At 44.3% G+C, this 22,187-nt stretch carries 19 protein-coding genes; 3 read left to right on the top strand and 16 right to left on the bottom strand.

All coding sequences use genetic code 11. From position 1 onward, the window contains the following. The first annotated feature begins 59 nt into the window (after positions 1-59). The gene (locus tag KO537_RS00695; RefSeq protein WP_219233621.1) at positions 60-335 is read left to right on the top strand and encodes a transcriptional regulator; all 276 of its coding nucleotides are present in this window, start codon (positions 60-62) and stop codon (positions 333-335) included. A gap of 79 nt (positions 336-414) precedes the next feature. On the opposite strand, the gene KO537_RS00690 is transcribed toward KO537_RS00695, so the two are convergent. After that, a complete protein-coding gene (locus tag KO537_RS00690; RefSeq protein WP_219233620.1) occupies positions 415-2,112 on the bottom strand; it encodes a hypothetical protein in 1,698 nt (565 codons plus the stop codon). 139 nt (positions 2,113-2,251) lie between these two features. Between KO537_RS00690 and KO537_RS00685 the strand changes: the two genes are divergently transcribed. After that, on the top strand, positions 2,252-4,021 hold the full coding sequence (locus KO537_RS00685) for a hypothetical protein (protein ID WP_219233619.1): 1,770 nt from the start codon (positions 2,252-2,254) through the stop codon (positions 4,019-4,021). A gap of 192 nt (positions 4,022-4,213) precedes the next feature. Here KO537_RS00685 and KO537_RS00680 read toward each other — a convergent pair whose 3' ends face one another. Continuing rightward, entirely contained in the window at positions 4,214-5,629 is a 1,416-nt protein-coding gene (locus tag KO537_RS00680) for a DEAD/DEAH box helicase family protein (RefSeq protein WP_219233618.1), read from the bottom strand. A 4-nt stretch (positions 5,630-5,633) separates the two neighbouring features. Further along, positions 5,634-6,173, bottom strand: coding sequence for a response regulator (locus KO537_RS00675; protein WP_219233617.1), 540 nt, complete (start codon positions 6,171-6,173; stop codon positions 5,634-5,636). Positions 6,174-6,304: 131 nt separating this feature from the next. Here KO537_RS00675 and KO537_RS00670 point away from each other — a divergent pair, with 131 nt between their 5' ends. Further along, on the top strand, positions 6,305-6,511 hold the full coding sequence (locus tag KO537_RS00670) for a helix-turn-helix transcriptional regulator (RefSeq protein WP_219233616.1): 207 nt from the start codon (positions 6,305-6,307) through the stop codon (positions 6,509-6,511). A gap of 226 nt (positions 6,512-6,737) precedes the next feature. Here the strand turns inward: KO537_RS00670 and KO537_RS00665 are convergent, their stop codons facing one another. The 13 genes from KO537_RS00665 to KO537_RS00605 all read right to left on the bottom strand — a co-directional run bounded on the left by KO537_RS00665 (position 6,738) and on the right by KO537_RS00605 (position 22,006). Next, on the bottom strand, positions 6,738-7,016 hold the full coding sequence (locus tag KO537_RS00665) for a hypothetical protein (RefSeq protein WP_219233615.1): 279 nt from the start codon (positions 7,014-7,016) through the stop codon (positions 6,738-6,740). A gap of 62 nt (positions 7,017-7,078) precedes the next feature. Further along, positions 7,079-7,501 (bottom strand): hypothetical protein, encoded by a 423-nt coding sequence (locus KO537_RS00660; protein WP_219233614.1) that lies wholly within the window; start codon positions 7,499-7,501, stop codon positions 7,079-7,081. Positions 7,502-7,509: 8 nt separating this feature from the next. Further along, complete coding sequence (locus KO537_RS00655; protein WP_251070987.1) at positions 7,510-9,828, bottom strand: hypothetical protein; 2,319 nt, start codon at positions 9,826-9,828, stop codon at positions 7,510-7,512. Continuing rightward, positions 9,825-11,471, bottom strand: coding sequence for a hypothetical protein (locus KO537_RS00650; RefSeq protein WP_219233613.1), 1,647 nt, complete (start codon positions 11,469-11,471; stop codon positions 9,825-9,827). Before KO537_RS00650 ends, KO537_RS00655 begins: the two co-directional genes overlap by 4 nt. After that, on the bottom strand, positions 11,468-12,553 hold the full coding sequence (locus KO537_RS00645; RefSeq protein ID WP_251070986.1) for a site-specific integrase: 1,086 nt from the start codon (positions 12,551-12,553) through the stop codon (positions 11,468-11,470). Before KO537_RS00645 ends, KO537_RS00650 begins: the two co-directional genes overlap by 4 nt. Positions 12,554-12,903: 350 nt before the next feature. Then, the gene (gene nth, locus KO537_RS00640; protein WP_219233611.1) at positions 12,904-13,539 is read right to left on the bottom strand and encodes an endonuclease III; all 636 of its coding nucleotides are present in this window, start codon (positions 13,537-13,539) and stop codon (positions 12,904-12,906) included. 204 nt (positions 13,540-13,743) lie between these two features. Continuing rightward, positions 13,744-14,442 carry an electron transport complex subunit E gene (locus KO537_RS00635; protein WP_219233610.1) on the bottom strand — a complete coding sequence of 233 codons (699 nt, stop codon included), beginning with the start codon at positions 14,440-14,442 and terminating at the stop codon, positions 13,744-13,746. Beyond that, positions 14,435-15,073: an electron transport complex subunit RsxG gene (gene rsxG, locus KO537_RS00630; protein ID WP_105252444.1), complete on the bottom strand. Its 639-nt coding sequence runs from the start codon at positions 15,071-15,073 to the stop codon at positions 14,435-14,437. Before rsxG ends, KO537_RS00635 begins: the two co-directional genes overlap by 8 nt. A gap of 74 nt (positions 15,074-15,147) precedes the next feature. After that, positions 15,148-16,197 (bottom strand): electron transport complex subunit RsxD, encoded by a 1,050-nt coding sequence (rsxD, locus tag KO537_RS00625; protein ID WP_219233609.1) that lies wholly within the window; start codon positions 16,195-16,197, stop codon positions 15,148-15,150. A 26-nt stretch (positions 16,198-16,223) separates the two neighbouring features. Next, the gene (gene rsxC / locus KO537_RS00620; protein ID WP_219233608.1) at positions 16,224-18,788 is read right to left on the bottom strand and encodes an electron transport complex subunit RsxC; all 2,565 of its coding nucleotides are present in this window, start codon (positions 18,786-18,788) and stop codon (positions 16,224-16,226) included. Next, the gene (gene rsxB, locus KO537_RS00615; protein ID WP_219233607.1) at positions 18,782-19,396 is read right to left on the bottom strand and encodes an electron transport complex subunit RsxB; all 615 of its coding nucleotides are present in this window, start codon (positions 19,394-19,396) and stop codon (positions 18,782-18,784) included. Before rsxB ends, rsxC begins: the two co-directional genes overlap by 7 nt. Before the next feature lies 1 nt (position 19,397). Then, positions 19,398-19,976 (bottom strand): electron transport complex subunit RsxA, encoded by a 579-nt coding sequence (gene rsxA, locus KO537_RS00610; RefSeq protein ID WP_006081543.1) that lies wholly within the window; start codon positions 19,974-19,976, stop codon positions 19,398-19,400. A gap of 125 nt (positions 19,977-20,101) precedes the next feature. Next, the gene (locus KO537_RS00605; protein ID WP_219233606.1) at positions 20,102-22,006 is read right to left on the bottom strand and encodes a GGDEF domain-containing protein; all 1,905 of its coding nucleotides are present in this window, start codon (positions 22,004-22,006) and stop codon (positions 20,102-20,104) included. Between the last annotated feature and the right edge of the window lie 181 nt (positions 22,007-22,187).

Raw genomic sequence — 22,187 nt, 5'->3', positions numbered from 1 at the left:
TTTAGTCATACTACAGAGTGGCTACTGTAACTATGACTATTCGAATAGAGGAATTGATAATGAAGAATACTAAAATCAATATATTGCTCTCAAAATGTGACGCTACCGCACCACTATCTGATGACTTAGCGGCAAGGATTGATTCTCCTTCTGTCGGGGATGAGATTATTACTTATTGCGAAGAGACGCCTCTGAGTTCTGATGATGAGTATCGTGCAGCTTTAAAGAAAATTGAAGGATTGTTTGATGCAATACCTAATACCGCTGAAGGTTCCGAGCTTGAAAAATGGATTTCATTAGTTGAATCATATGAAAATGAACACTTCCCAATGTAACTCACTGTTGCCCCTAAATGAGTTTCAGCCACTCAAGTTCGGGATTAGATTTGCTAGGCTCATGTGAATAGCTCTACCTTCAAATATTTTGAGTACCTGTTTTGTCTTGCTGATGCTCTTCTAAAGCATTGAAGATGACACAGAGTGATTCATGGCATCTTTCGCAGAGGTCATTGAAGTGGTTTCTAAGTGAACCAAAGTCCTTGATAGCATCTAGTCTGATTTGCTCAGCGGTTTGTCCTGAAATATGTCCTTTGAGGAAGCTTCTCAGATTATGAGCATCATGCCAAGGAGTAAGGACGCTGCGTGCATGTTCTGCATCAAAACCACACCCCAAGAGACACAATTCAACTAGTTTCAATTCTCTATCTTTATCCAGTGGATTTTGACCTAGCGTCTTCGCTTTAGTTTTCAATTGTTTCTTGACTAGGCCTTCGACTAATACCTGATCCAACCTCAAAATCTCCTCTTTCCACTCATCGACAGACTTTGAATAAACAGAGTGGAGTGATTGCTTCACAACACGGTTTTTCATTCTCCACCAAGTTGTACCTTTGGAATCAAGCTCATCCAATTTTCGTTTGAGATCTTCAACTGGGTTACAAACTTTAAACCAATTTCCCTTAAAGTCTGTTTCTAAAGATCTCTCTGAAATAGGAGCTTTAGGCTTCTCATTATATTGCTTCCAGTGCAATTGTTCTGAGTATGGCAGTTTCTGTAGATCGCCTAGATAAGTATGGATTTGACCAGCTTCATTAATGTCGTAGCTCTTTAAATACCAACCAGCTCTAGATGTTATTGATCTTTCCTCTAAGGTGTATTTATCAGTGTCGGACTTGTATTTGAGAATAACTTCAGCATTGAAGAATGCCGGACTTAATTCAAAGGCTTTATCTGAGTCTGTAAAGTAATTATCAATAGCGGATGGCGCACACGATATCTCTTCAACACGCTTGTTCTTCCAATCTTGAGCAATGAAAGTGGCATACAGCTGTTCTTCTGGCGTGTCATCCTCCTTATCTTCATGTCTCGGCGCAAATGCTTGAACGCCTCTGAAATAGCTAGCATTAGAGATGACTTTGCGTTTACCAAAGACACCTTGTTCAGCCACGACTTCTTCTGGTGACGAGCCCCAACTAGTAAAATTTGCGTAGTCAATTCTATCAACATCAAATAACCTTACTACTGCTGTTTCGGTTAGATAGCAGTACTCTGCTAATGCGCTGAATCTAATCGAAACTACAGTGCCGTACTCTTCCCCTTCTTGCTCCAACTCATGAATTTTGATGATTTCGTCGATATCACCATTTTTATCAAGTTTGCACCAAGAATTCAGTTCATGCATGTAGTGCAAATCTATCACTTGCAAGAACTTTTCAGAGATCTCTATGTAGTTCTCGCGCCCTCTTACACCGTGAAAAGAACGCTTAAATATGAGAGGCTCACCTTTGCTCAGAACATTAGGTTTACAATCTTCTAGTGGTGGTTCGACCCACGGTTTTTCACGACCGCCACCGCTACAAACTGACCATCCCGTATTGTTGTAATCCCAAGAAGTCATCTCATGAGGATCTGTTTCAAACAGTTCATTTTTAGGCACAAGAACAGTATTCAGGAGCATGGTCTTGGCTGATGCATGAAGAATGATGTCATCGTCACTTGCATCATTAACTAAAAAGTCTACGACATCTTTCCGAGATACCCACTCTGGAAAGTCTTCCGTTCTAGAGGGCATTGTAAAAAAATTGATAAGACTACCAAGACAACAAACATCCATTGAAACAATCCTCATACAGGGCTTATGATGCCTAAAAGATACCATTCCACTATGCACATACTTAGAGGCTGTTGCAATTAGTGTCCTGATTACAGATCTAGCCGTGCACATATGAGTAATCAAAATCGGATTGATAACCATGAATTTTAATTATCTTGAATCGTTCCCTCTGTCGGAATCCATTTTGCCACATAGACTAAAAGAGTTACTGAAGCCTGTAGGCCTATCTCCTGATTTACGTGTTGAGGTCGCTTGCATGCAGGAGACTGATCTTTATGGAAAACATGCAGAACATTTGCACCTTCAGATGGCTGTTGTTCCTGAGGGTAACGATGGCCCAATTGAAGTCTTGAAAGAGGCAGGTGACGGCGTTGTAGCTTTCTCTGTCCCCTTTGGTGAAAAAAAGGCAGTATCTGCTCAATTCAGTCCTTCAATCTCTGGATATGATTACATAGTTGCGGCTTGGGGAGACACTTCCTTTTACACTTTTAGCCTCGCTGAAAAGGTTTGGATGACTCTTGGTCTCACACCTCGCTGCATCGGTAATGATGAACAGCGACTCATATATGACGCCCTAAACCTACCAGAATTTGACGTCGCGGAGGGGGAAGTATCAAGCGAATATCAAGGTCACTTGAAGCGCAATGTATGCTGGAAAATGTCCAATGAATATCTCCGCCGTTATTTGTGGCTTCGTGGTGCTAAAGGAGTGCGGGTTTTCTTCTATGAAGCTCAATTAGAAGATACTCCAGAATTGCGAAAATCATTGAATGGTAATTCTCATGTTGTATTAAAACCAGATGAAGGCCCTGAATGGTATGAGTTAGATCTCCGAGAACACAAAGGCGGGATTCTCCTTCAGCTCTGGGCTTCGGTTGAAGCCGTTTTACCTGAACTGTGTTTGGAGCAAGATGCAGAAACCTTGCTCTGGGCTGATGACAAAGAGCCTATGACACATGCTAGGGCAAATGCACTTATGGCTAACTACAATATCTACTTGGATGATCGCTTCCTCGAAAAATATGAGCAAAGTAACTTCTATGACACCACACCCATAAACATCTATGGACAATGGTGGAGTTCACCTTCATATAAAGGGCAGTGGAGTTTTACAGAATGCCAACGAGTTGGGAGAAACTTAATCCGAGTACCCATTCGTGAACTATATAAAGCCAAGCCTGATAGAGAAATTGTTCACGCGAATAATTATGAGGTAAAGCCAGAAGTTGTTGAACAATTAAATCTAGACGAAGAGCATATTGCAATAAAGGTACAAAGACTTCTAGAAGGCCTTATACGTTTAGGAGAAGGGTTGTCAGCGCTAGGAGAGGCTACTGGGCAACTTTATGCACCTGAAGACCTAACAGGTTTTAGTCAACAAGAAGTTGATGCGAATGGATGGTTGCATTACCCGTCTCTTGTACGACTAGCTCAGGTCGCGCCACTAGACATGACACAACAGGTATTCTTGGCTCGTTGTAAGAGTCTTCATGAGATTCTCCAAAAAATCCCAAATGGTTTTCTCAAGTCACTTCTTCGCCATGCCGGTTGTCCAAGCGCTGACGTGAAGAATCTAGGAAGTTTAAAGTTGATTCAAAGTCTTTTAAACATACTCGAATTTTTGAACGAACAGCATGAAACTATTGATTGCTTTACATCAGAAAACGAACCCGAAGGTTGGAAAAAACGCAATGCCACACTAGAGGCGCTGTTCTTGAATAACGACCTTAGGATCGCTGATGCCCATGATGCAGTTAAGAAGTGTATCGATACTCTGCAAGATCTTGGGTTTGATACCGCCAGCTTGAGCGTCGGCTATGGAAGAGCTTTTGACTTTGTTATAGATGCTGTCAGTGAATCGATTAGCTGTATTGCCACTCACATTGAGCAACTGCTAAAGCGACATTAATTGCTTCTCGGATTAAAAGCTGAACTGAACCACTATACTTTTCCTAATCTAATCGATTGGAGATAGAGCAAAAGCTCTAGCTCATTTATGCCCAAAAGCTTTCTAGTTGTGAATCACTTTGAGTTTTATGGTGTCACCATAAAACTCAAAGTGTCGAGAAAAGTGGTTGAACTATAATTCAGATGTTATGACTTAAAACGGTGAGTTAAAAGTTGAGACAACTTTTTCTCTAAAACCACCTAAAAGTTCAAATGATAATGATGTTGGTGTACCTAAAATATGCCGCGATGAAAGCTCTATAGAATACGATGGCGTCTGTGTATTGATTGACAGCCTGCCAATATTGTGAATATTGCTGTTAGAAGGAGGCATCGCTTTCACTGTCATATCAAGGGGTTCGGGTAACTCTTGTTTGAGCTTTATCTCAATTGGCTCGCTAAATATCACTGGGGTATCCGGTATTTCTTCAGCTATACGACTGGCAAATTCTACAAGTTTTGGTTCAGCAAAGGTGTATAGCCAAGCTTGCTGATTAAGCGAATCATTAGTGCGTAAAATACGACCTAAAACCTGTCTAAAGTAAAGCTCAGTTTTTACTCGACTAAGGTGGCAACAAACCTGCAGGCGAGGGATATCAGTCCCCTCACTTATCATACCTACACTCACGATCCAGTTAGTTGTGCTGTTTCTGAATTCATTTATCTTGGCAGATGGATCATCCTCTTTGTAGGTAACTATCTGAGCTGTTTCATTAAACTCTGTTTTGAGTGTCTTCAAGATATCCGCAGCGTGAGATACAGATGATGCGACAATAAGTCCGGCGGCATTAGGGTTGGGCTGTTTTATGGCTCTTAACTTGTTTGTTGCTAACGCTAAGATATGTTGAATCGCCTCATGATTCTCGATGATCGACTGATAAGGGATTGATGAGCTTTTCAATAACTCATCCAAAGAGCCATAAGTCTTTGTTTCGTTTTCTTCGTCTGTAACTAAAATTTTGTCGTTATCAATTAGTACAATGTGAGGGCTGCGGCATACACCATCGGCAACTGCTTCCTTAAGGCCATAAACATAGTCACATTGAATTAGGTTATCTGGATCTGTGTATCGAGATAAAACAATCGGTGCTTGGTCCGAGCGCCAAGGCGTGCCCGTTAACGCTAGGGTGTACTGCGCTTGGGTCTGTATGTTGAGTAGGATTTCTTCCCCCCATACGTTTGCATCTTCAAGAGAGCTCCCTGCACAATGATGGATCTCATCAAAGATGACGAGGACTCGATTTTTTCTCAATAATTGCCAAAAATCCTCTTTAAAAGCCAACATTCCTTGGTAAGTATAAGAGCAACCAACTGAACCTATCACGCCATCAAATCGGCACTCCAGACGATTGGAAAATGTCTGTTTCATCCCTTGAGAGATATTCACTGATGGAGAGAAGCACAACACAAAATCGATTAGACCATCCTCAAATAGTCTCGCAGCAACTTCGGCGGCCATAATTGATTTGCCTGCACCAGGTGTTGCTAAGCAAAGGAAATGTTTGTGAGCACCATAAAAGTGCCTTAGAGCGCGTTTGACACACTCAGATTGCCATTGTCTAAGTTGCATGGAGTTACTTTTGCTGATGGGTAATAGCTGATTTAATCGCTTTGATTTGACCTAGCAGTTTTGAGCTCGTTTCACGAGCCAACAAATACTGTGATTCGAGATGAGCTTTCATTTCGGGAAAGGATTGGTATAAACGCATATACTCTTCCGACTCACCTATGCTTGTCAGCAAATCGATTTCTGACTGCTTGAGCCGCTCTTCTAATTGTTTAATAGTATTATGCTTTTCCCTATTTGTAGGTGTTACCTGTACGGCTTCGGATTTTTTTGCGCTTTGCAGGATGAAATTTGCTTGGAAAAAGTTCGTTGTCTTTTGATAAGTCGTTTCCTTCGACTGTTGGTCTACATTTTTATCTAAGAGCCCCTTTTTCACGAGTCTGTGGACCTGTTGATAAGTGAAATTGTAGGTTTTACTGACCGTTATACCGCTAGTCGAAGCAGCAAGATAAGCGTCGCGTAAACTCTTAATTTGAAAATTGTTGAAGCTCTCGTCCTGGAGAATGGTATGCAAAGTAGGGCATATTTTGATTGAGACTTTAGACATGACGTTCTCGCAAGAGGCTGTTTAGTGCTCCAACTAGGCATTAGAAGAGCATTGTTTTCAAAATGCGGATTATAATCCGTGGCATTATAAGCCGCAACTTTGGATAGTCTTTCTCTTTAACGAGATGAAAAATGAAAGACTTAGCAATCCAATTTGGGGCTAAATTACGAGAAGAACGTAAACGGCGAGGCATTTCCCAAGAAAAAATTGCACTACTAACTGAGATAGACCGCAGTTATATGGGGCGAATAGAGCGTGGAGAGGTAAACATCACGCTCGAAAAGGCATATCAATTGGCGGAAGCCTTGAGTTGTGACATAAGGGCACTCTTGCCATAGACACATCTAAATGATTCCTGCCAAGTGAGATCTGCCGCTTCAGCTCTGCTTGCACTCTGGTGGGCCTAGTAAACTTTCGAGCGAGCCCTGTTTGCTTATTTCAGTCGCTTTTTGTGCTTGTGTGGCTTCAGGGAGGATTACCCTGGTCTGGGTGCTTTTTCTTTTTTTCTTTAGTCACCCTTTGCCTTTAATCTGGCGTGTGCAGTGGTCTTAGATAAAAATTGACTCAATACGAACAATCTAGGATCAGTCTTTTGAACAAGTGACTTCCTGGGTAAAGCGGAAACGATTCACCTGCTTGCCTTAACACTCCAGATTCTAACCATGCACTAATGATTTCCTTATAAATTGGAGGCAATTGTTCTATTGGCGTGCTATCAGCTGTTCCCATTCCAGCATAGTAACCTAAGTGTAAGGTGCAATCTTCCTGGGAAATTAACAAGTAAGGGGAGCTAATCTCTTCGTTAGTCCAACTTCTAATTTTATCAATTTCAAATTGACTCATAGACCACTCATCCAACTAAAATTCAATAAAATGTACAAACATTTAAAAACTACGTGTGATGTTTACTTATTGCTACTTTCAACGTCTCGTAAGGTCTTTTGAAACACATCCATGACACTTGGGTTGGTTTTGCCAATGCTGGATAACTTTTGAATGAAAGCTTGAAGTTTGCCAATCTCTGAGCTTGCTACCGCAAGCTGTGCTTCGAGTTGGATTACCTTCTGCGCTAATTCCACGTCTTTCTGTAAATAAGAAATCAGTTCCTTATTATCAGGCGAAACAGGCTTACCCCTTAAAGCTAGCTTTTTTTGCTTGTATTCGTGCTTGATATTAGCGTATTTGTCGAGCGTTTGTCTCGTGGTCGCAATACCTAAACTGGATTCAATTTTTGTGACTAAAAAGTCCCAGGTTAATTTACCTTCCCAGTTTCGAATGAGGGCCTGTATGGAGATTTGCTGTTCCGTTTCGAGTGATTTAAGTGCCATATCCCCCCCTAGAGTGAACCTAGAAAGCCTAAGAAATTATTTGTGGCTTCATCTTGGTTTTTAGCATTTTTGGCCTCAAGCGCGGCTTGAAGGGCATGCTCGACATCAGGAAGCGCCAACTTGTGCTCTGCCACGTTTTTTGTCTCTAAATTGGTGATTCTTATGCTGTTTGAACGAGTAAGTAAACGCACCATACTGCCTTTTTCGATGGTGTCATCGGACAGCACTTCAATGAGGTGCTTTAACATGCATGTGTTGCGATAATGGGTTTTGTACCACATCTGCATGCATCGACTGGTGACAAAGTTGATGGCAGTCTGAATCTTTTCCAAGTTATGCGTCTGTACTTTTAGATCCTTCATAAGCAAGGCAATTGCCTCACTATCATGGGTGATATGGCACGACGATGAGCACAGCGCACATTGTGTTTCAAACTCCGACATGTAAGTACAAGGTGATAGGGCGAGGTTCTGAGTGCAAAACCCTGTTTCATGAACAAAAGTCGGCGTTTCATTGTCGATCGCCTCATTGTATTGGTTCATGGTTCTAATACGAAGGCTTACCTTCTCTTTTACGTCGCTTTCTAGCTCATTTGAGTAAGAGATATCCCCAATCACCGAGGCGTTCTCGGCGTCAGTGGTATGAATATAAGTCAGGGTCTGCTCTGCGCTCTGCCGACCTGACAGCAGGGTAATGAGATGATGAGGCAACCCTTTTTTCGCAAGATAATCATTTTGCCAATGGCGCAGTTGGTGAGGCTTTAGCGCAAAGTCGGAGGCAAAGCCATGTCGCTCAAAAATAGTCAGTCTGTTTTTATTGCGTTTAATTAACTCTTCAGCAAAGAACTTAGTGAGAGTACCTATCGGCACCAAAAGAAAAGGGTGTGTTACCCTGCCGCCCATTTGCTTTTCTGTATACATAAACAAGGCGTTTTCAACATCGACAGACTTCGTTTGATGATAATTATAGCCGCTCAGTTTAGATTGATTTATCTTGATGATGTGATTTTGAAAGGTTGCCACTGTAAGCGCTTGTTGACCTGCGGTATATTTTTGGTATTGATATTGTATTGTGAACTTACATCCTGTCAGCGTCCGAGCGTAAGGGCAGTGATGCTTAAACACCAGTGTATCGAACGGCTCAAGTTGGGCGATGGGTTTGATGAACTTTGGATTATGCGATTTAGAGGTTTTGTCGGTTGCCCCTTTTGTGTCAGGTGAAACTCGCAGGCATTTATCAGTGCCGTCAAAAAAGCCCAGCAGCAAGCCAAGATGCAACAGCTGCGTGGGTTTGTTCATGGATGGCTTAAGCAGGGCGATATTCTCATCGCTCGGCTTAAAATCACCCAGTATTTCTTTCAGTGGGCGATTTGGTTGTCGATAGAATCGAGCGAGCGCTCTGGTAGGCTCCGTCGTTAGAATGGTGTAGTGCAAGGCTCGGTTTACACTCTCAACCATTTCGGCATTGATGTGATTTTGATTGTCCTTGTACCCTTTTGAGCCTCGCCAGTTAAGATAATGCACCGTTTTTTCTTGTCCGTCGACAACCTCTGTATGGCGCTGGATGCGTTGTGTTGTCAGAAGCACTTGCTCTGCTCCGATGCGATTGGGTGACGCCATGCCTAGCGCTGCCATGGTGCAAATAAAACTGTCTCGCTGCGTTTGCGTCGAAGCGATAAGCGGTTGCCAAGCATCAATATCATTTTGGTCATCATCCTGATAGGGGGGGATGACATCATGAAAGATAGCGCCGATCGCCAACAGCGCTTTTTCCGAAGGCAGTTTGCTTTTCTCCGCCGCCAGTGCGTCATCACCACTTTTCTTTCGCATTGTATTTCGGGGGTTATTTAAGTAGGGCTGGCAGCTTTTGGGCAGCATTTTATGATGGTGTAGCCAGTTGATGAATCCCGATAGGGAGATTGGATATGTCAGCGAGTCTATGGCGTGTTGGATCTTTTCAAGGGAGGCTGAAGCAACATTCTCACCTAAGTGGCAAAGGAAGCGTCTTGCAGTTGTGATTTTTTGTTGCTTGTCATATGTACTTACGTTTTCCTTTAATATATCAAGCGTATAGGCAAACAATAAATCGTGTTTTTCAGGCACTAATCGATCATTTTCTGTGAAGCGCGTACCTTTCTTCGGTATGTTTTTATTCAGATTGCAAAAGACAATGTTGAGGGTTCTGCCGCCGCTGTCAGTGAATGTCACCGCCATGTCATACCATGAAGCAGGCTCCCCCTGAGCGTTAGTGAAGCCCATTAGTGGCTGCGTTTTCTTTTTGGCTGCATAAACACGTTGATTATCAATGTAGCGATTTATCGTGCTCATATCTGCGCACCTACTTTCAGGTTTTTTCGCTCTTCACAAAGCGTAATCGTCACTCGGATATAGGCGATAATGGTTTGCAGCCGTTTGACCGTGGCGGGATGCGCTGATTGACTGTTAATCGCCAGTTTACGCTCGGCTTTATCCAAATACGGCTGATGATTGGCGGTTTCTAACGGTCGAAAGTTATCACAGGGATAGCACCCCATCGGGGCGGCCCCTTTTGACTGACAGCTGGCGCAATTGGCGGGGTTCAGTTTGTGCCCCATTTCCTCATCAAAAGGATTTTTAACGACAAAATCAGGGTGTTGTTGTAACTCTTTCGAAGAGATGCTATCAAAGCGCTTTATAACACTGTTCCCCGCAAAGGCTTGGTCAATTTTGACCCGTTCCGGCGCTTTTAAATCAAGATAAGATTGGATGGACTGCACGGTGACACCGGTAATGGCGGCAACCTGTGCGGGGCTAAATCCCATCCAAGCAGCAAGGGTTAACTGGGTGTGACGCCAGCGATTATTTTTAAAGGCAAGTGGCTGATGGGCGATGCGGTCACTTTTAATGTCGAGCTTTTGCTTGAAGAGGTAATAAATACAACTAATAAGATTTACAGAAGATAGATGAAATGCCTCGGATGTATCGCTCACTGAGCGAAAGAGGCTCTCTTTCGACTCGAATTTTGCTGAAAATAAACTTTGGTCTAGAAGCAGTGGCAGTCGTTGCATCAGTGCTTTGACGTCACTCTCAGTTAATGCGATGTCGCACTTGCTCAAGCATACACATAGATAGGTTTCATACACTTGGTAATATTGGAGAAGCAATTCAGACAGGTTTGGATCGAGTCGATGTGAGCGTGATTCTGCATTGCATCTAAATCGTCCGTCTTTTCCTTTAAAGGTTCGCAAGTGCAATTGCTCCACATCAGAAAAGTGATGCTGTGTCAGAGGCTGCCAATCACGGTTATGCTGCTTGTGTGAGGTAAACGCCTGACCCACTCGCAAGAGGTCACACCATTTGAGTTGAACTAATTGTGTAGGTCTTCTTACGATGGCGACCATCAACTGACAAGCCAGAACATTTCTCAGGCGGATAATAGGGAATATGGTGATGAACTCATTATCGAGTGCATGGAGCGTTTCGATTCTAAGGGCTTCAAGAAGGTTATCACGCTCGATTTCACTGTACGCGCCTGTTTTTTCATCAAGGATGCCTTTATGAAAATTGCTTCTCCCTAGGTTTTCTTCCTTAACGAGATTATAGAGCGGAGTCAGGTTAAGGCTACGGTACTCATGGCTTCTCTGACAAAATGCATATAGCGCATCTCTTATATTCCTTTTATAGTCCGTCAGTGTTAGCCACCACGCTTCAAACGTTGCGGGCTCTATATACTGGCAAAGCGTTTTTAAGATGCTGACAAAACCATTTAGACTTGTATAAGCATAATGTTTTGCTGCGTGAGCGATAGCCAGTCGCAAATCGAGAAAAACGTTGCTGTCTAACGTGTGCATCCAGCCAAGGTAAAGGGTTTTCTTGTAACCGAGCACCCATTCATCTGAAAAGAGGTCGAAATCATAGCCCACCATTTTTGACTGAAAGGTACTTGTTCCTTCATAACGATTTATTAAATCATTTAATTCCAGGCTGTTCATAGGGCGTCTCTCAGGTTGGGCACGGATCGTCTCTGGTTCTTCGATGAGATTTCCGCCACCGTTACGGCTAATTGGAATTCGTTGTAGATGGAGGCCATTTTTGAATCTTCCACCCAACCCATCGCATATTTGCGAAGGTCTTCAATTTTATCTGCTGAAAATCCTTTTTCTTTTGCTTTATCTTCAAAGATTTCATTCCATTTATGACGAAGTAAATGGGGGTGCAGCGCTATCCCAATGGCATCCCCAAAGGTCTTAATGACCTTGTGAATGGCGTTGTATGATATAGGCTTTCCGATGGTTTTCCCTTTTTCCGAGATGAAGACAAAATCATGCTCATGAGCGTTTGGGGTACTATTATGCACGGTTTCAATATAGAGCTTAATGAGCTTCATCAGGTCACAAGAGATGGAAACCGAGAGTGCTTTTGTTTTGTTCGCGGCGGGAAGTTGCCTTGTGTCCGTTGGGTCATTAGGTGTTCGGGTCAGTCGGAATCTAGGGTTGCCCCAATCATCCACTAAATCACTCACCTTCAATTTCAATACAGCACCCACACGAACGCCAGTATCAATCAATATTTGGGCGATGATTTGATTTCGAAGCTTGCTCGACTTGAATGGGTTATTTGGCGAGCGCTCTTTAATAATTTCTAATAAATCAAAGAACTTATCCGCTGAAATTACGGATTCAAGGGGATCTTTAACAACCGTGTTGTCTTTTCTAGAGTGAGATATCACCGAGCTTATGTAGAGTTTAAATTTATTAAATTGAGCATCCGTACTGATTTGCTGATCAGTTTCAGCTCTATCGTAGTGATGGCACACATATAGGAATTCAATGTAGGCTTTCAGGCGATTGAGGCGTTGATTAAACGTATGCGCTGACACTTCTGGCTGACTGTTGGATGTCGCATGTATCGCATCTCTTATCCTTTTATCAGTCAGGCTGACTACCGTGCTGTCTTTGTTATCGTCTTCTGTGTCCACATAGAATTTACAAGCACGAATGTAGTCATCAATTTCCTCGATCGATAAAAACGATCCACATGCTACACGCTCAACAAGGTCAATACCATTCTCCATGAAGAAGCAATATAAAAACTTCAACTCATAGGCATATTTCTTTCGAGTGTAGAATGACGGTGACTGTTTTGAGGTGCGTGATCTCGCATTGGAAAGTGGGGAGTTATGATTGCCGTTTAGATAAGCATTCAGGTACAAGCAGCATGGGAGGAAGCCGTTCCTAACTACGACTGGAAACGAAGCGCTTTTTATATCCTTATATATCCTAACCTGAATATTATCCCTCAAATTATTCATTACATAATTCAATATCGCTTACACATAAATACACTATGGTAGGTCTTTGGCTTTTTGTAAAGATAAAAAACAGATTATCTAATGAATCTGTTATATAAAATAAATCTGATTCTTTACTTTATTTTTGGTGGAGAGTATTCACACAAGTCTTCAATGATACAGCTACCACAGCGGGGTTTGCGCGCGAGGCAAGTGTAGCGTCCGTGCAGGATAAACCAGTGGTGTACATCGACTTTAAATTCCGCCGGCACGACTTTTAGCATTTTCTCTTCCACTTCGACTACGTTCTTGCCGGGCGCGAATTTAGTGCGATTGGCGAGGCGAAAAATATGGGTGTCTACGGCGATGGTTGGCCAACCAAACGCAGTGTTTAGTACCACGTTAGCCGTCTTGCGGCCAACGCCGGGCAGAGATTCTAGGGCTTCGCGGTTTTCTGGTACTTCGCCATTGTACTTTTCAATCAAGATCTCACAGGCTTTGATCACATTGATGGCTTTGTTGTTGTATAAGCCTATGGTTTTTATGTATTGCTTTAAACCCTCTACGCCAAGGGCATAAATGCTGTGGGCTGTGTTTGCCACAGGAAAGAGCTTGTCTGTTGCCTTGTTGACACTCACATCTGTTGCTTGGGCCGATAACGTCACTGCCACTAGCAGTTCGAAGGGACTTGAAAAATTGAGTTCGGTTTCAGGTTTGGGATTGTTATCGCGAAGACGAGTGAGGATCTGGATACGTTTTTCTTGATTCATGTACGATTCCTGCGCTGTGGTGGGTGTCAACTCTCAACCGTTCATTATCACTATCTTATTAATGATGATTGATGAGTTTACAACCCACGTTCGCTGATTTTCTTATGCTTTGAGTTTTGCCGCTAATCATGTGCTAGGCACACATTAAACGCGTTAACACTAGGGCATATCTGATCGCCATAATGCCAGTCGTTACTTGAAAGCCTAACCTACCTTAGTGATCCGTGCGCGGGTAACACTCGGCTCTGCGGCGACTTGAGGTTGGCGTTCTTTGACTTTTTTATCAATTACATTTTTCAATGCAATCAATAATCCCATCACGATAAATGCGCCGGGTGGCAACATAGCAAGGAGAAATGGGGTATCGACTTGCCATAGATGCATGGTTAACGATTTAGCCCATGGGCCGAGCAGTTGATCCGCACCATCAAACAGTGTGCCTTGGCCTAAGATTTCCCGCGTTGAGCCCAGCACTGTAAGCACTAAAGTAAAACCAAGGCCCATCATTAGACCATCGAAGGCGGCACTAAACGCATTATTGCGCGAGGCAAAGGCTTCGGCGCGGCCGATGATGATGCAGTTCGTCACAATTAATGGCAGGAAGATCCCAAGGGATAAATACAGGCCGTAGGCATAGGCATTGATGAGCAGTTGCACTGTGGTGACTAGCGCGGCGATGATCATCACAAACACAGGAATACGAATTTCTTTGGGTACATAGTCGCGCACCAGTGACACCAAAATGTTAGAGCCAATCAGCACCAGCATAGTGGCTAGACCAAGGCCAAGGGCGTTAGTGATCGTTGCTGTAACCGCAAGTAGCGGACATAAACCTAACAGTTGCACTAGGCCTGGATTGTTTTTCCACAGTCCTTGCCACGCAATTTCGCGATAATTAGTCATGGTTGGCCTCACAATTTAGCGGCTGGCTGAAAATTTGTGCTTGGTTAGTGCTGAAATACCATACCGCGTTTTTGACTGCTTTAACATAAGCGCGCGGGGTAATGGTTGCACCGGTAAATTGGTCAAAATCGCCGCCATCTTTTTTAACTAACCATTGCTTATCATCTGCAGAGCCCAACACTTTACCAACAAACTGAGTGACCCAATTCGATTTACGTAGTTCAATTTTGTCACCCAGCCCAGGGGTTTCTTGGTGGGACAAGGTACGTACGCCTAAGACTTCACCTTGGATATTAATTCCAACAATTAATTTGATATTACCGCTATAGCCATCGGGTGCTATGGCTTCCATGGCGATAGCGACAGGCTTGCCTGCATGGGTAGCAATATAGGCCGGCATTGGACTATCCGTGCCTAATGCTTCTTTGTTTAATAGCAAGGTACACTGAGCGGTAAGCTCGTTATCATGTATTTCATCAGGGATTAATTGTTGCAATACTCGCATCAATTCCTGTTGTTCTTGCTGCTTAATCTTGTCAAAGGTTTGTTGATTGACCGCGGCGACGAGACCCGTGCAAATCAAGGCAAACAGCGCCAATAAAAAACCATTTTTAATCATCGGATTTTTCAACTCTTTTTCCTTAAGCTCTCGTTGCCAGCAGAATGACATTATCTTGTAGCATGACGGTAGTCCGCCAAATGGCCTTAGCTAGCTGAATGACCATAGGTGCGTGGCCGCACATAGTAGTCAATAAAGGGGGCGCAGAGGTTAGCCAATAACACGGCAAAGGCAAAGGCGTCAGGGTAACCGCCTTTAATGCGGATGATATACACCAACACACCAATTAACGCGCCGAAGATAATGCGACCACGGGGGCTGGTTGCTGCTGTGACGGGATCGGTTGCGATAAAAAATGCCGCTAACATGGTCGCGCCAGAAAACAAATGTAATAGGGGGCTGCCTTGGGTATCGGGCGACAGTAAGAAACCGATACTCGATGCAACAAAGAGCCCCAATAACACGCCAGTACTGATGTGCCAACGAATGGCTTTCAGTTTAAGTAACACTAAACCGCCAGCCAGATAAGCTAAATTCACCCAGAACCAACCTACGCCTGTGCTGCCATCAAAGATGGCTTTAGTCTGGCTTTCAGTGGTGGTTAATCCTAGGGATAAATCGGTTTTAAGGGTATCGAGTGGTGTCGCCATTGCGATGCCATCTATCCCTAAACGAAACTGTTCCAAGTTAACGTGGGCGCCAATGTTGAAGATAAGTTGCAAGCTCTCAGCTAGGCTAGGCGAATGCAGCGCAACGGTACTCGGTGCTATCCAAGTGGTCATTTGCACTGGGAATGAGATTAACAGCAATACATACGCCGCCATTGCAGGGTTAAACAGGTTATGGCCTAAACCGCCGTAAAGGTGCTTAACGATAACGATCGCAAAGGCGGTGCCCATCACTATCATCCACCAAGGTGCTAGGGGAGGAATGGCGACACCAATCAAGATTGCGGTCAGCATGGCGCTGTTATCGCTAAGGCTGGTTTTGATATCACGATTGCGAAGTTTCATCACCGCGGCCTCACAGCTTAGGGCAACAAGAATCGCAAGCAACACTTGAACAAGCGTGCCCCAGCCAAAAAAGGCGCATTGCACCACAAGGCCCGGCAGTAAACATAAAATCACCCTTTGCATCACAGTTGAGGTATGCAAATTACGTGTGACATGGGGTGATGAGGCTATTTTAAACGCCATTGTGTTCCCTTTTTATCATTCTGTTCTTAATCATTAGCAACATTTGAATCGCTCGAAGCTTCGGTTTGTTGAGCGAGTGCCGCTTTTTTGGCTTTCGCCTTGGCGATGGTCGCAGCAATCCGTGCTTTTTTAAGCTCATCGCCTGATAAGGCTGCCGTTTCAATGGGTTCTGCGGATGGTAAAACGGCTTCAGGTTTGGCTGCTGCTATCGACGGCGATGCCACGTTAGCTTTAGTTTGAATGTCGTCAACGGACTCTATTTCAGACTCAGCTGCTGATGCCGCAGCTATTTTCTTCGCTTTAGCACGAGCAACAGCGGCGGCCACTTTGGCCTTTTTAATCGCTTCAGCGTCGTTAACGTCAGTAGCGGCAGTTTCTTTATCATCATTCACATCTGTTTGAACGCTAGCTGCGGAATTAACTGCTGGAGTCGCGGTCTGAGTTAAATCATTGTCAGCATTTGTCTCAGCTTGCTGCGCGGCTTTTTTCGCTTTAGCACGGGCAACCGCGGCGGCTACTTTGGCTTTCTTAATCGCTTCTGAATCATTAACGTCACTAACGATAATTTCAGTATTGCTAACTTCAATATCACTAGCGGCGGTTTCTGCTTGCTGCGCCGCTTTCTTGGCTTTTGCCCGCGCGACTGCGGCAGCCACTTTGGCCTTTTTATCATCGGCAGCGCTGGCTTCTGGTGTGCTGTCAGCCGTTTCAAGCGGCGCGGTATCGGCTTGCTGAGCGGCCTTTTTAGCTTTGGCGCGAGCAATGGCCGCGGCGACTTTGTCCTTCTGAGATAACGGCGCTTCTTGCGCGATTGCATCTGTTGCTAAGAAGGATTCATCACTGGCATCAACATTCACCACATTGTTTGTGTCTGCACCATTTGTATCAGCACCATTGGCATTCACTTGGGCGGCTTTCTTCGCCTTAGCGCGGGCGATGGCTGCGGCAACGGCAGCTTTACCCTTGGGCGCGTCTGTCGTATCAGTGCTTGTTACGTTTGATTGATGATTCGATGATTCTTCAGTCGACAACTCTTCAGTTGCTGATTGTGCCGCTGCGGCTTTTTTCGCGGCGATCCGTGCCATGGCTTCGGCGACGGCATTTTTATCCGTGCCAGTCATAGTCGCTTGTCTGCGCTCTGCGGCTTCTTTGGCTTTAGCTTCACGGGCAAGCTTTTCTTCTTCAAGACGCGCTAAACGGGCATCGAAACGCTGTTTAGCGCGCTCCGCTTGCTGCTTTTCATCGGCGGCTTGTTTAAGTGCAGACTTGGCAATGCGGTAATACTCGACTAAGGGAATATCACTCGGGCAGACGTAACTACAACAACCGCATTCAATACAATCCTTTAGATTGTAGCTGGCAGCTTTGTCATATTCTTCGGCCTTGGCGTGCCAAAAGAGTTGCTGTGGCAATAGGAGTGCAGGGCAGGCATTGGCGCATTCGCCGCAGCGGATACAGGCTTTTTCTTCTGGCGTAGTTCCTATTTCTTGGCTGCTTGGCACCAGAATACAGTTAGTACCTTTTAAAATAGGCACTTGGATATTCGCCAATGCATGGCCCATCATAGGCCCGCCAATAATCACCTTTTGTTCAGGCTCTGGCGTGAACTCAGTCGCAGCAAGCACATGCTCAACTGGTGTGCCTATCGGTAACCAGTAGTTCCCCGGTTTACCGACATTTTTGCCTGTCACAGTCACAACACGCTCAATCAGCGGTTTACCTTGGGTAACCGCTTGATGAATCGCAAAGGCAGTGCCGACGTTATGCACGACGATACCAAGTTTGGCGGGAATCGCGCCCGAGGGCACTTCGCGACCAGTAATGATTTGAATTAACTGCTTTTCACCACCAGAAGGATATTTTGTCGGAATGACCGTTACCCGAATGCTGTCCGCTGGGAGCCCACATTGGACGACTGCAGCTTGCATGGCTTTTGCCGCTTCTGGCTTATTATCTTCAATGGCGATAACAATGCGTTTTGGCATTAATAGCCGATGAATAATGCCAATACCGGCGAGGATATCTTGGCTGTATTCGCGCATTAATCTGTCATCGGCGCTGATATAAGGTTCGCATTCGACGCCGTTGATGATGACTAAATCAATTTCACTGACCGGATTAAGCTTAATATGAGTTGGAAACGCCGCGCCGCCCATGCCTGCAATGCCAGCGGCACGGATCTTATCGATCATCTGATGATGGCTTAAGTCATCAAGCTCATTTTGCACCAGCTCACACCAAGTGTCTTTACCATCGGCCTGGATAACGCAAGTGTTAACCGGCAATGCTGAGGCGTGGTTGCTGGCCCTTGGCTCAATGGCAACGATAGTGCCTGATGTCGGCGCATGCACAGGTAAATGCCAAATGGAGGTACCTTGAGTTAACGGTGTGCCTTTTAATACGCTATCGCCGATGTTTACCGCAAGTGTGCAGTTTTCACCGACTTGAGGAATGGGCACTAAGTACGTAGCGGCTAAGGGCAGTTGGCTAATCGGCGTCGCGTTCGAGAGGAATTTGACTTCGGGTGGATGTATACCACCGGGTGAGCGCCAAAGGGTTCCTTTATCTAATTGATCTAATAAAGTTAACACCGCTTTTCCTCTTCTAACTGTGGGTCTTGGTTCTGAATCTCTTTGATGAGAGTGTCTTGGATGAGAGTCACTGGGATGGCATTTAAGCGCCAGTTCCAACTTTTAAGATTCTGGGTGACTGGGATCATATCAATACAATCGACGGGACAAGGCTCAACACAGAGATCGCAACCCGTGCAATCGGTTGTCAGCACAGTATGCATAAGCTTACCTGCACCGATAATCGCATCCACGGGGCAGGCTTGAATACACTTAGTGCAGCCAATACATTCGTCTTCACGTATGTAGGCGACCTTTTTCACTTGAGATTGTGCTTCGGCATTCAGCGGCTCTGGCTCGACGCCCATCAGGGTCGCCAGTTTTTCCATGGTGGCAGTGCCGCCGGGAGGGCATTTGTTGACTTTATCGCCGTTGGCAATCGCTTCAGCATAAGGGCGACAGCCAGGGTAACCACATTGACCACATTGGGTTTGTGGCAGAATCGCTTCGAGTTCATCAACAATCGGATTGCCTTCAACCTTAAATTTAACGGCGGCAAAACCGAGTAATAGTCCAAAGACTAATGCCAATAGGGTCAACAATATGACTGCAATTAAAATTCCGGACATCTTACTTAACCAATCCTGTGAATCCCATAAAGGCGAGGGACATAAGACCTGCGGTGATCATCGCTATGGCGCCGCCTTTGAAAGGTAAGGGGACATCTGCGGCAGCTAAACGTTCGCGCATCGCCGAGAAGAGAATTAACACTAATGAGAAGCCTAATGCAGCACCAAAGCCATAAATAGCCGATTGGATAAAATCGTGCTTCTCGTTAACGTTCAATAGGGCAACACCCAACACCGCACAGTTAGTGGTGATCAGCGGCAGGTAAATGCCTAAAGCGCGATGCAGTGCAGCACTGGTTTTTTGCACCACCATTTCAGTAAATTGCACCACAACCGCAATCACTAAAATGAAGCTCATGGTTCGCAGGTAGCTCAGATCAAAGGGCAATAGTAGATACTGGTTGACGAGGTAACTGAGAATCGAGGCTAACGTCAGCACAAAAGTGGTCGCCATAGACATGCCAATAGCGGACTCCAGTTTACTGGAGACCCCCATGAAAGGACACAAGCCTAAGAATTTCACTAAAACGAAATTGTTGACCAGTACTGTACTGATCAACAAGAGGAGATATTCAGTCATCTCAATACTTTTCTAAACGGATCTTGGCCGTATTATCGACTTTTCCGTTTGCATAAACAACATATAGAATGCAGGGTTAACTATCTTTACTGTAAATTTTGGCGACGAATTAACCCGTTAAAGTATTAAATTTGATCTGTAATCGCCATGGCTTGGGGCTGTGCTATGTAATAGCCTTGTAATCCATCAACTAAGAGTTTTTCGAGGGTGAGTTTTTCTTCTTGGCGTTCGACGCTGGTCGCAATAACCCGAATGCCTATCCGTCTTGCAACATCCACCATCATACGGACGAAGAACTTATTATTGCTGTCTTCATCGATGTTCGATGTGTAGCTGCCATCAAGCTTTATGTAGTCTGGGCGCACTTCGCTGAAGAATTTGAAGGACGTAAAGCTCATGCCAAAACGCTCTATCGACACTCGAGATCCAACGCTATGTATTTCGCGAACGAACTTATAGCTTGCCCCTAAGTTAGACTGCATACCTGACTCATTGATCTCAAATACTAAGCGCGAGGCGATGTACTTTTGCTTGCCTAAAATGTCCTTTAGCCAAGCGACAAACATATCCTGATGCGCAGAAAATGCGCTGATATTGATGCCGAAATTACCCGAAATGGTCGGGTTTTCCTTAAGCATTCTTAATGCACTGATCACCACCAGTTTATCTAATTCAGAACTCATACCGTGACGTTCTGCCATAGCGATCACTGTGGTGGTCGGTAAAAACTTACCTTCGCTATTGTAAAAGCGCGCCAACAACTCGCGGTAAACCTCTACATCAGTTCGGCAGGGCTGAATTGGCTGTTGGTAGAATTTTAATGCTTGGCGAGTGACTAAATCATTGATCGCCATTTTCCAGCGATCATCGCCAAACTGCTCGTCACCATTGAGTTTTTCTTGGATATGATAGCTATTAGGCCCAAGGGTCTGCGCTATGCTGACTGCGGTATCCGCAATCGTCAGTAAATTAACCGCATCGGTGCCTTGGTGATAGGGAACTAAACCGATATGGGCAACAGATTCCGCTTTTGTCATTTGCAAATATTCATCAAGATAAATTTTTAATTGATCTAAAAATTTTGGCGCATCCTTCAGCATGACATCAGGAATAAAGATGGCAAAATCAGCGCTCGATACCCTGAAACATTCTGCATCTGAATACTTACTACAGGCTTTGCGGATACAATTTGCCACCCTTGAAAGATAATCATCCCCCGCAGTTCGCCCTTGTTTTTGATTGATTTGCGCAAGCTCTGTGGCCTTAACCATTGCCATCAGCCCCAATTGAGGAATATCGGGATTACTTATGGTTTCTAATTTTTGGGTAAAGCGCTGGCGACTACCAAAACCCGTCACTGTGTCTTGATAGGCCGCTTTATGCAGCTTTTCATTCTCTTGATTGAGTTTATCGATTTGGGCTTTAAGTTGAAGACGACACTCTTCAAGGGATATTCCAATGGGGTTGAGCTCACCTGTGAGTTTTGATGATGCGACAGCAGAAAACCCTAACTCAGGTATTTTTGAAATATAATCAGCAGCATAACGTATCGCCGCCCTATGTTTTGACATTAACAGAATAAACACTAACAGCAAGATAAGGTAAGCCACCAGTAACATGACACCGAGCTTTTGAGTATGACTAATCGAAGTTTCAATCGCTTGGTTTGCACTGAGTTTGACTTGTAAACGACCGGTTGCCAATTTTTGTGTATGACTGAGCTCGATAGAAAATAAACGGGCTAAAGGATGAGGATGTTGGGTGTCTAAACGACCTTCTGTATGACTCCGTTGGCCATCGGTATCATCAATATATTGGAAAAATTGGAATGGGTAATTTTCAGAAAGCTTTTTGAAGAGTTCGGCGCCATCACCTTGCCATTGTTGGTAGCGGGTTAAACTGGTTTTAAAGCTATCCAGTTCTTGCTGTTGTTGGATTTGTAATTGGCTATTTTCGCTTTGATATACCCAAGCAAAAAGACCTAAGAAAATAAGCAGTAAAAAAATTGGATATGATTTTGACATGGCCATAAAAATCCGCTCTATTTTTTTGGGTGAGCTCAAACAGGATAAGTTTAAGTCAAGAATACTTAACTGCAGCTATCTGTGTGATGACACTCATAAATTTTTATTAATAAGCTGATAACAGTGTAACTGCATTTGCTTAAAAACAAAACGGAAAAGAATAGGGTAACTAGAAGCCAGAAGAGGC

Source organism: Shewanella sp. NKUCC01_JLK (assembly GCF_019345615.1).
GTDB classification, from domain to species: Bacteria; Pseudomonadota; Gammaproteobacteria; order Enterobacterales; family Shewanellaceae; genus Shewanella; species Shewanella oncorhynchi.
This window is presented reverse-complemented; position numbering and strand designations above follow the sequence as displayed.

Coding starts and splice junctions, on each gene's coding strand:
- KO537_RS00660 (WP_219233614.1), bottom strand. CDS start 7,501: ATGGCACTTAAATCACTCGAAACGGAACAGCAAATCTCCATACAGGCC.
- KO537_RS00680 (WP_219233618.1), bottom strand. CDS start 5,629: ATGCAACTTAGACAATGGCAATCTGAGTGTGTCAAACGCGCTCTAAGG.
- rsxB (WP_219233607.1), bottom strand. CDS start 19,396: ATGTCCGGAATTTTAATTGCAGTCATATTGTTGACCCTATTGGCATTA.
- KO537_RS00655 (WP_251070987.1), bottom strand. CDS start 9,828: ATGAGCACGATAAATCGCTACATTGATAATCAACGTGTTTATGCAGCC.
- KO537_RS00670 (WP_219233616.1), top strand. CDS start 6,305: ATGAAAGACTTAGCAATCCAATTTGGGGCTAAATTACGAGAAGAACGT.
- KO537_RS00695 (WP_219233621.1), top strand. CDS start 60: ATGAAGAATACTAAAATCAATATATTGCTCTCAAAATGTGACGCTACC.
- KO537_RS00605 (WP_219233606.1), bottom strand. CDS start 22,006: ATGGCCATGTCAAAATCATATCCAATTTTTTTACTGCTTATTTTCTTA.
- KO537_RS00675 (WP_219233617.1), bottom strand. CDS start 6,173: ATGTCTAAAGTCTCAATCAAAATATGCCCTACTTTGCATACCATTCTC.
- KO537_RS00685 (WP_219233619.1), top strand. CDS start 2,252: ATGAATTTTAATTATCTTGAATCGTTCCCTCTGTCGGAATCCATTTTG.
- KO537_RS00650 (WP_219233613.1), bottom strand. CDS start 11,471: ATGAACAGCCTGGAATTAAATGATTTAATAAATCGTTATGAAGGAACA.
- KO537_RS00645 (WP_251070986.1), bottom strand. CDS start 12,553: ATGGAGAATGGTATTGACCTTGTTGAGCGTGTAGCATGTGGATCGTTT.
- rsxD (WP_219233609.1), bottom strand. CDS start 16,197: ATGGCGTTTAAAATAGCCTCATCACCCCATGTCACACGTAATTTGCAT.
- KO537_RS00690 (WP_219233620.1), bottom strand. CDS start 2,112: ATGGATGTTTGTTGTCTTGGTAGTCTTATCAATTTTTTTACAATGCCC.
- KO537_RS00665 (WP_219233615.1), bottom strand. CDS start 7,016: ATGAGTCAATTTGAAATTGATAAAATTAGAAGTTGGACTAACGAAGAG.
- nth (WP_219233611.1), bottom strand. CDS start 13,539: ATGAATCAAGAAAAACGTATCCAGATCCTCACTCGTCTTCGCGATAAC.
- rsxA (WP_006081543.1), bottom strand. CDS start 19,976: ATGACTGAATATCTCCTCTTGTTGATCAGTACAGTACTGGTCAACAAT.
- KO537_RS00635 (WP_219233610.1), bottom strand. CDS start 14,442: ATGACTAATTATCGCGAAATTGCGTGGCAAGGACTGTGGAAAAACAAT.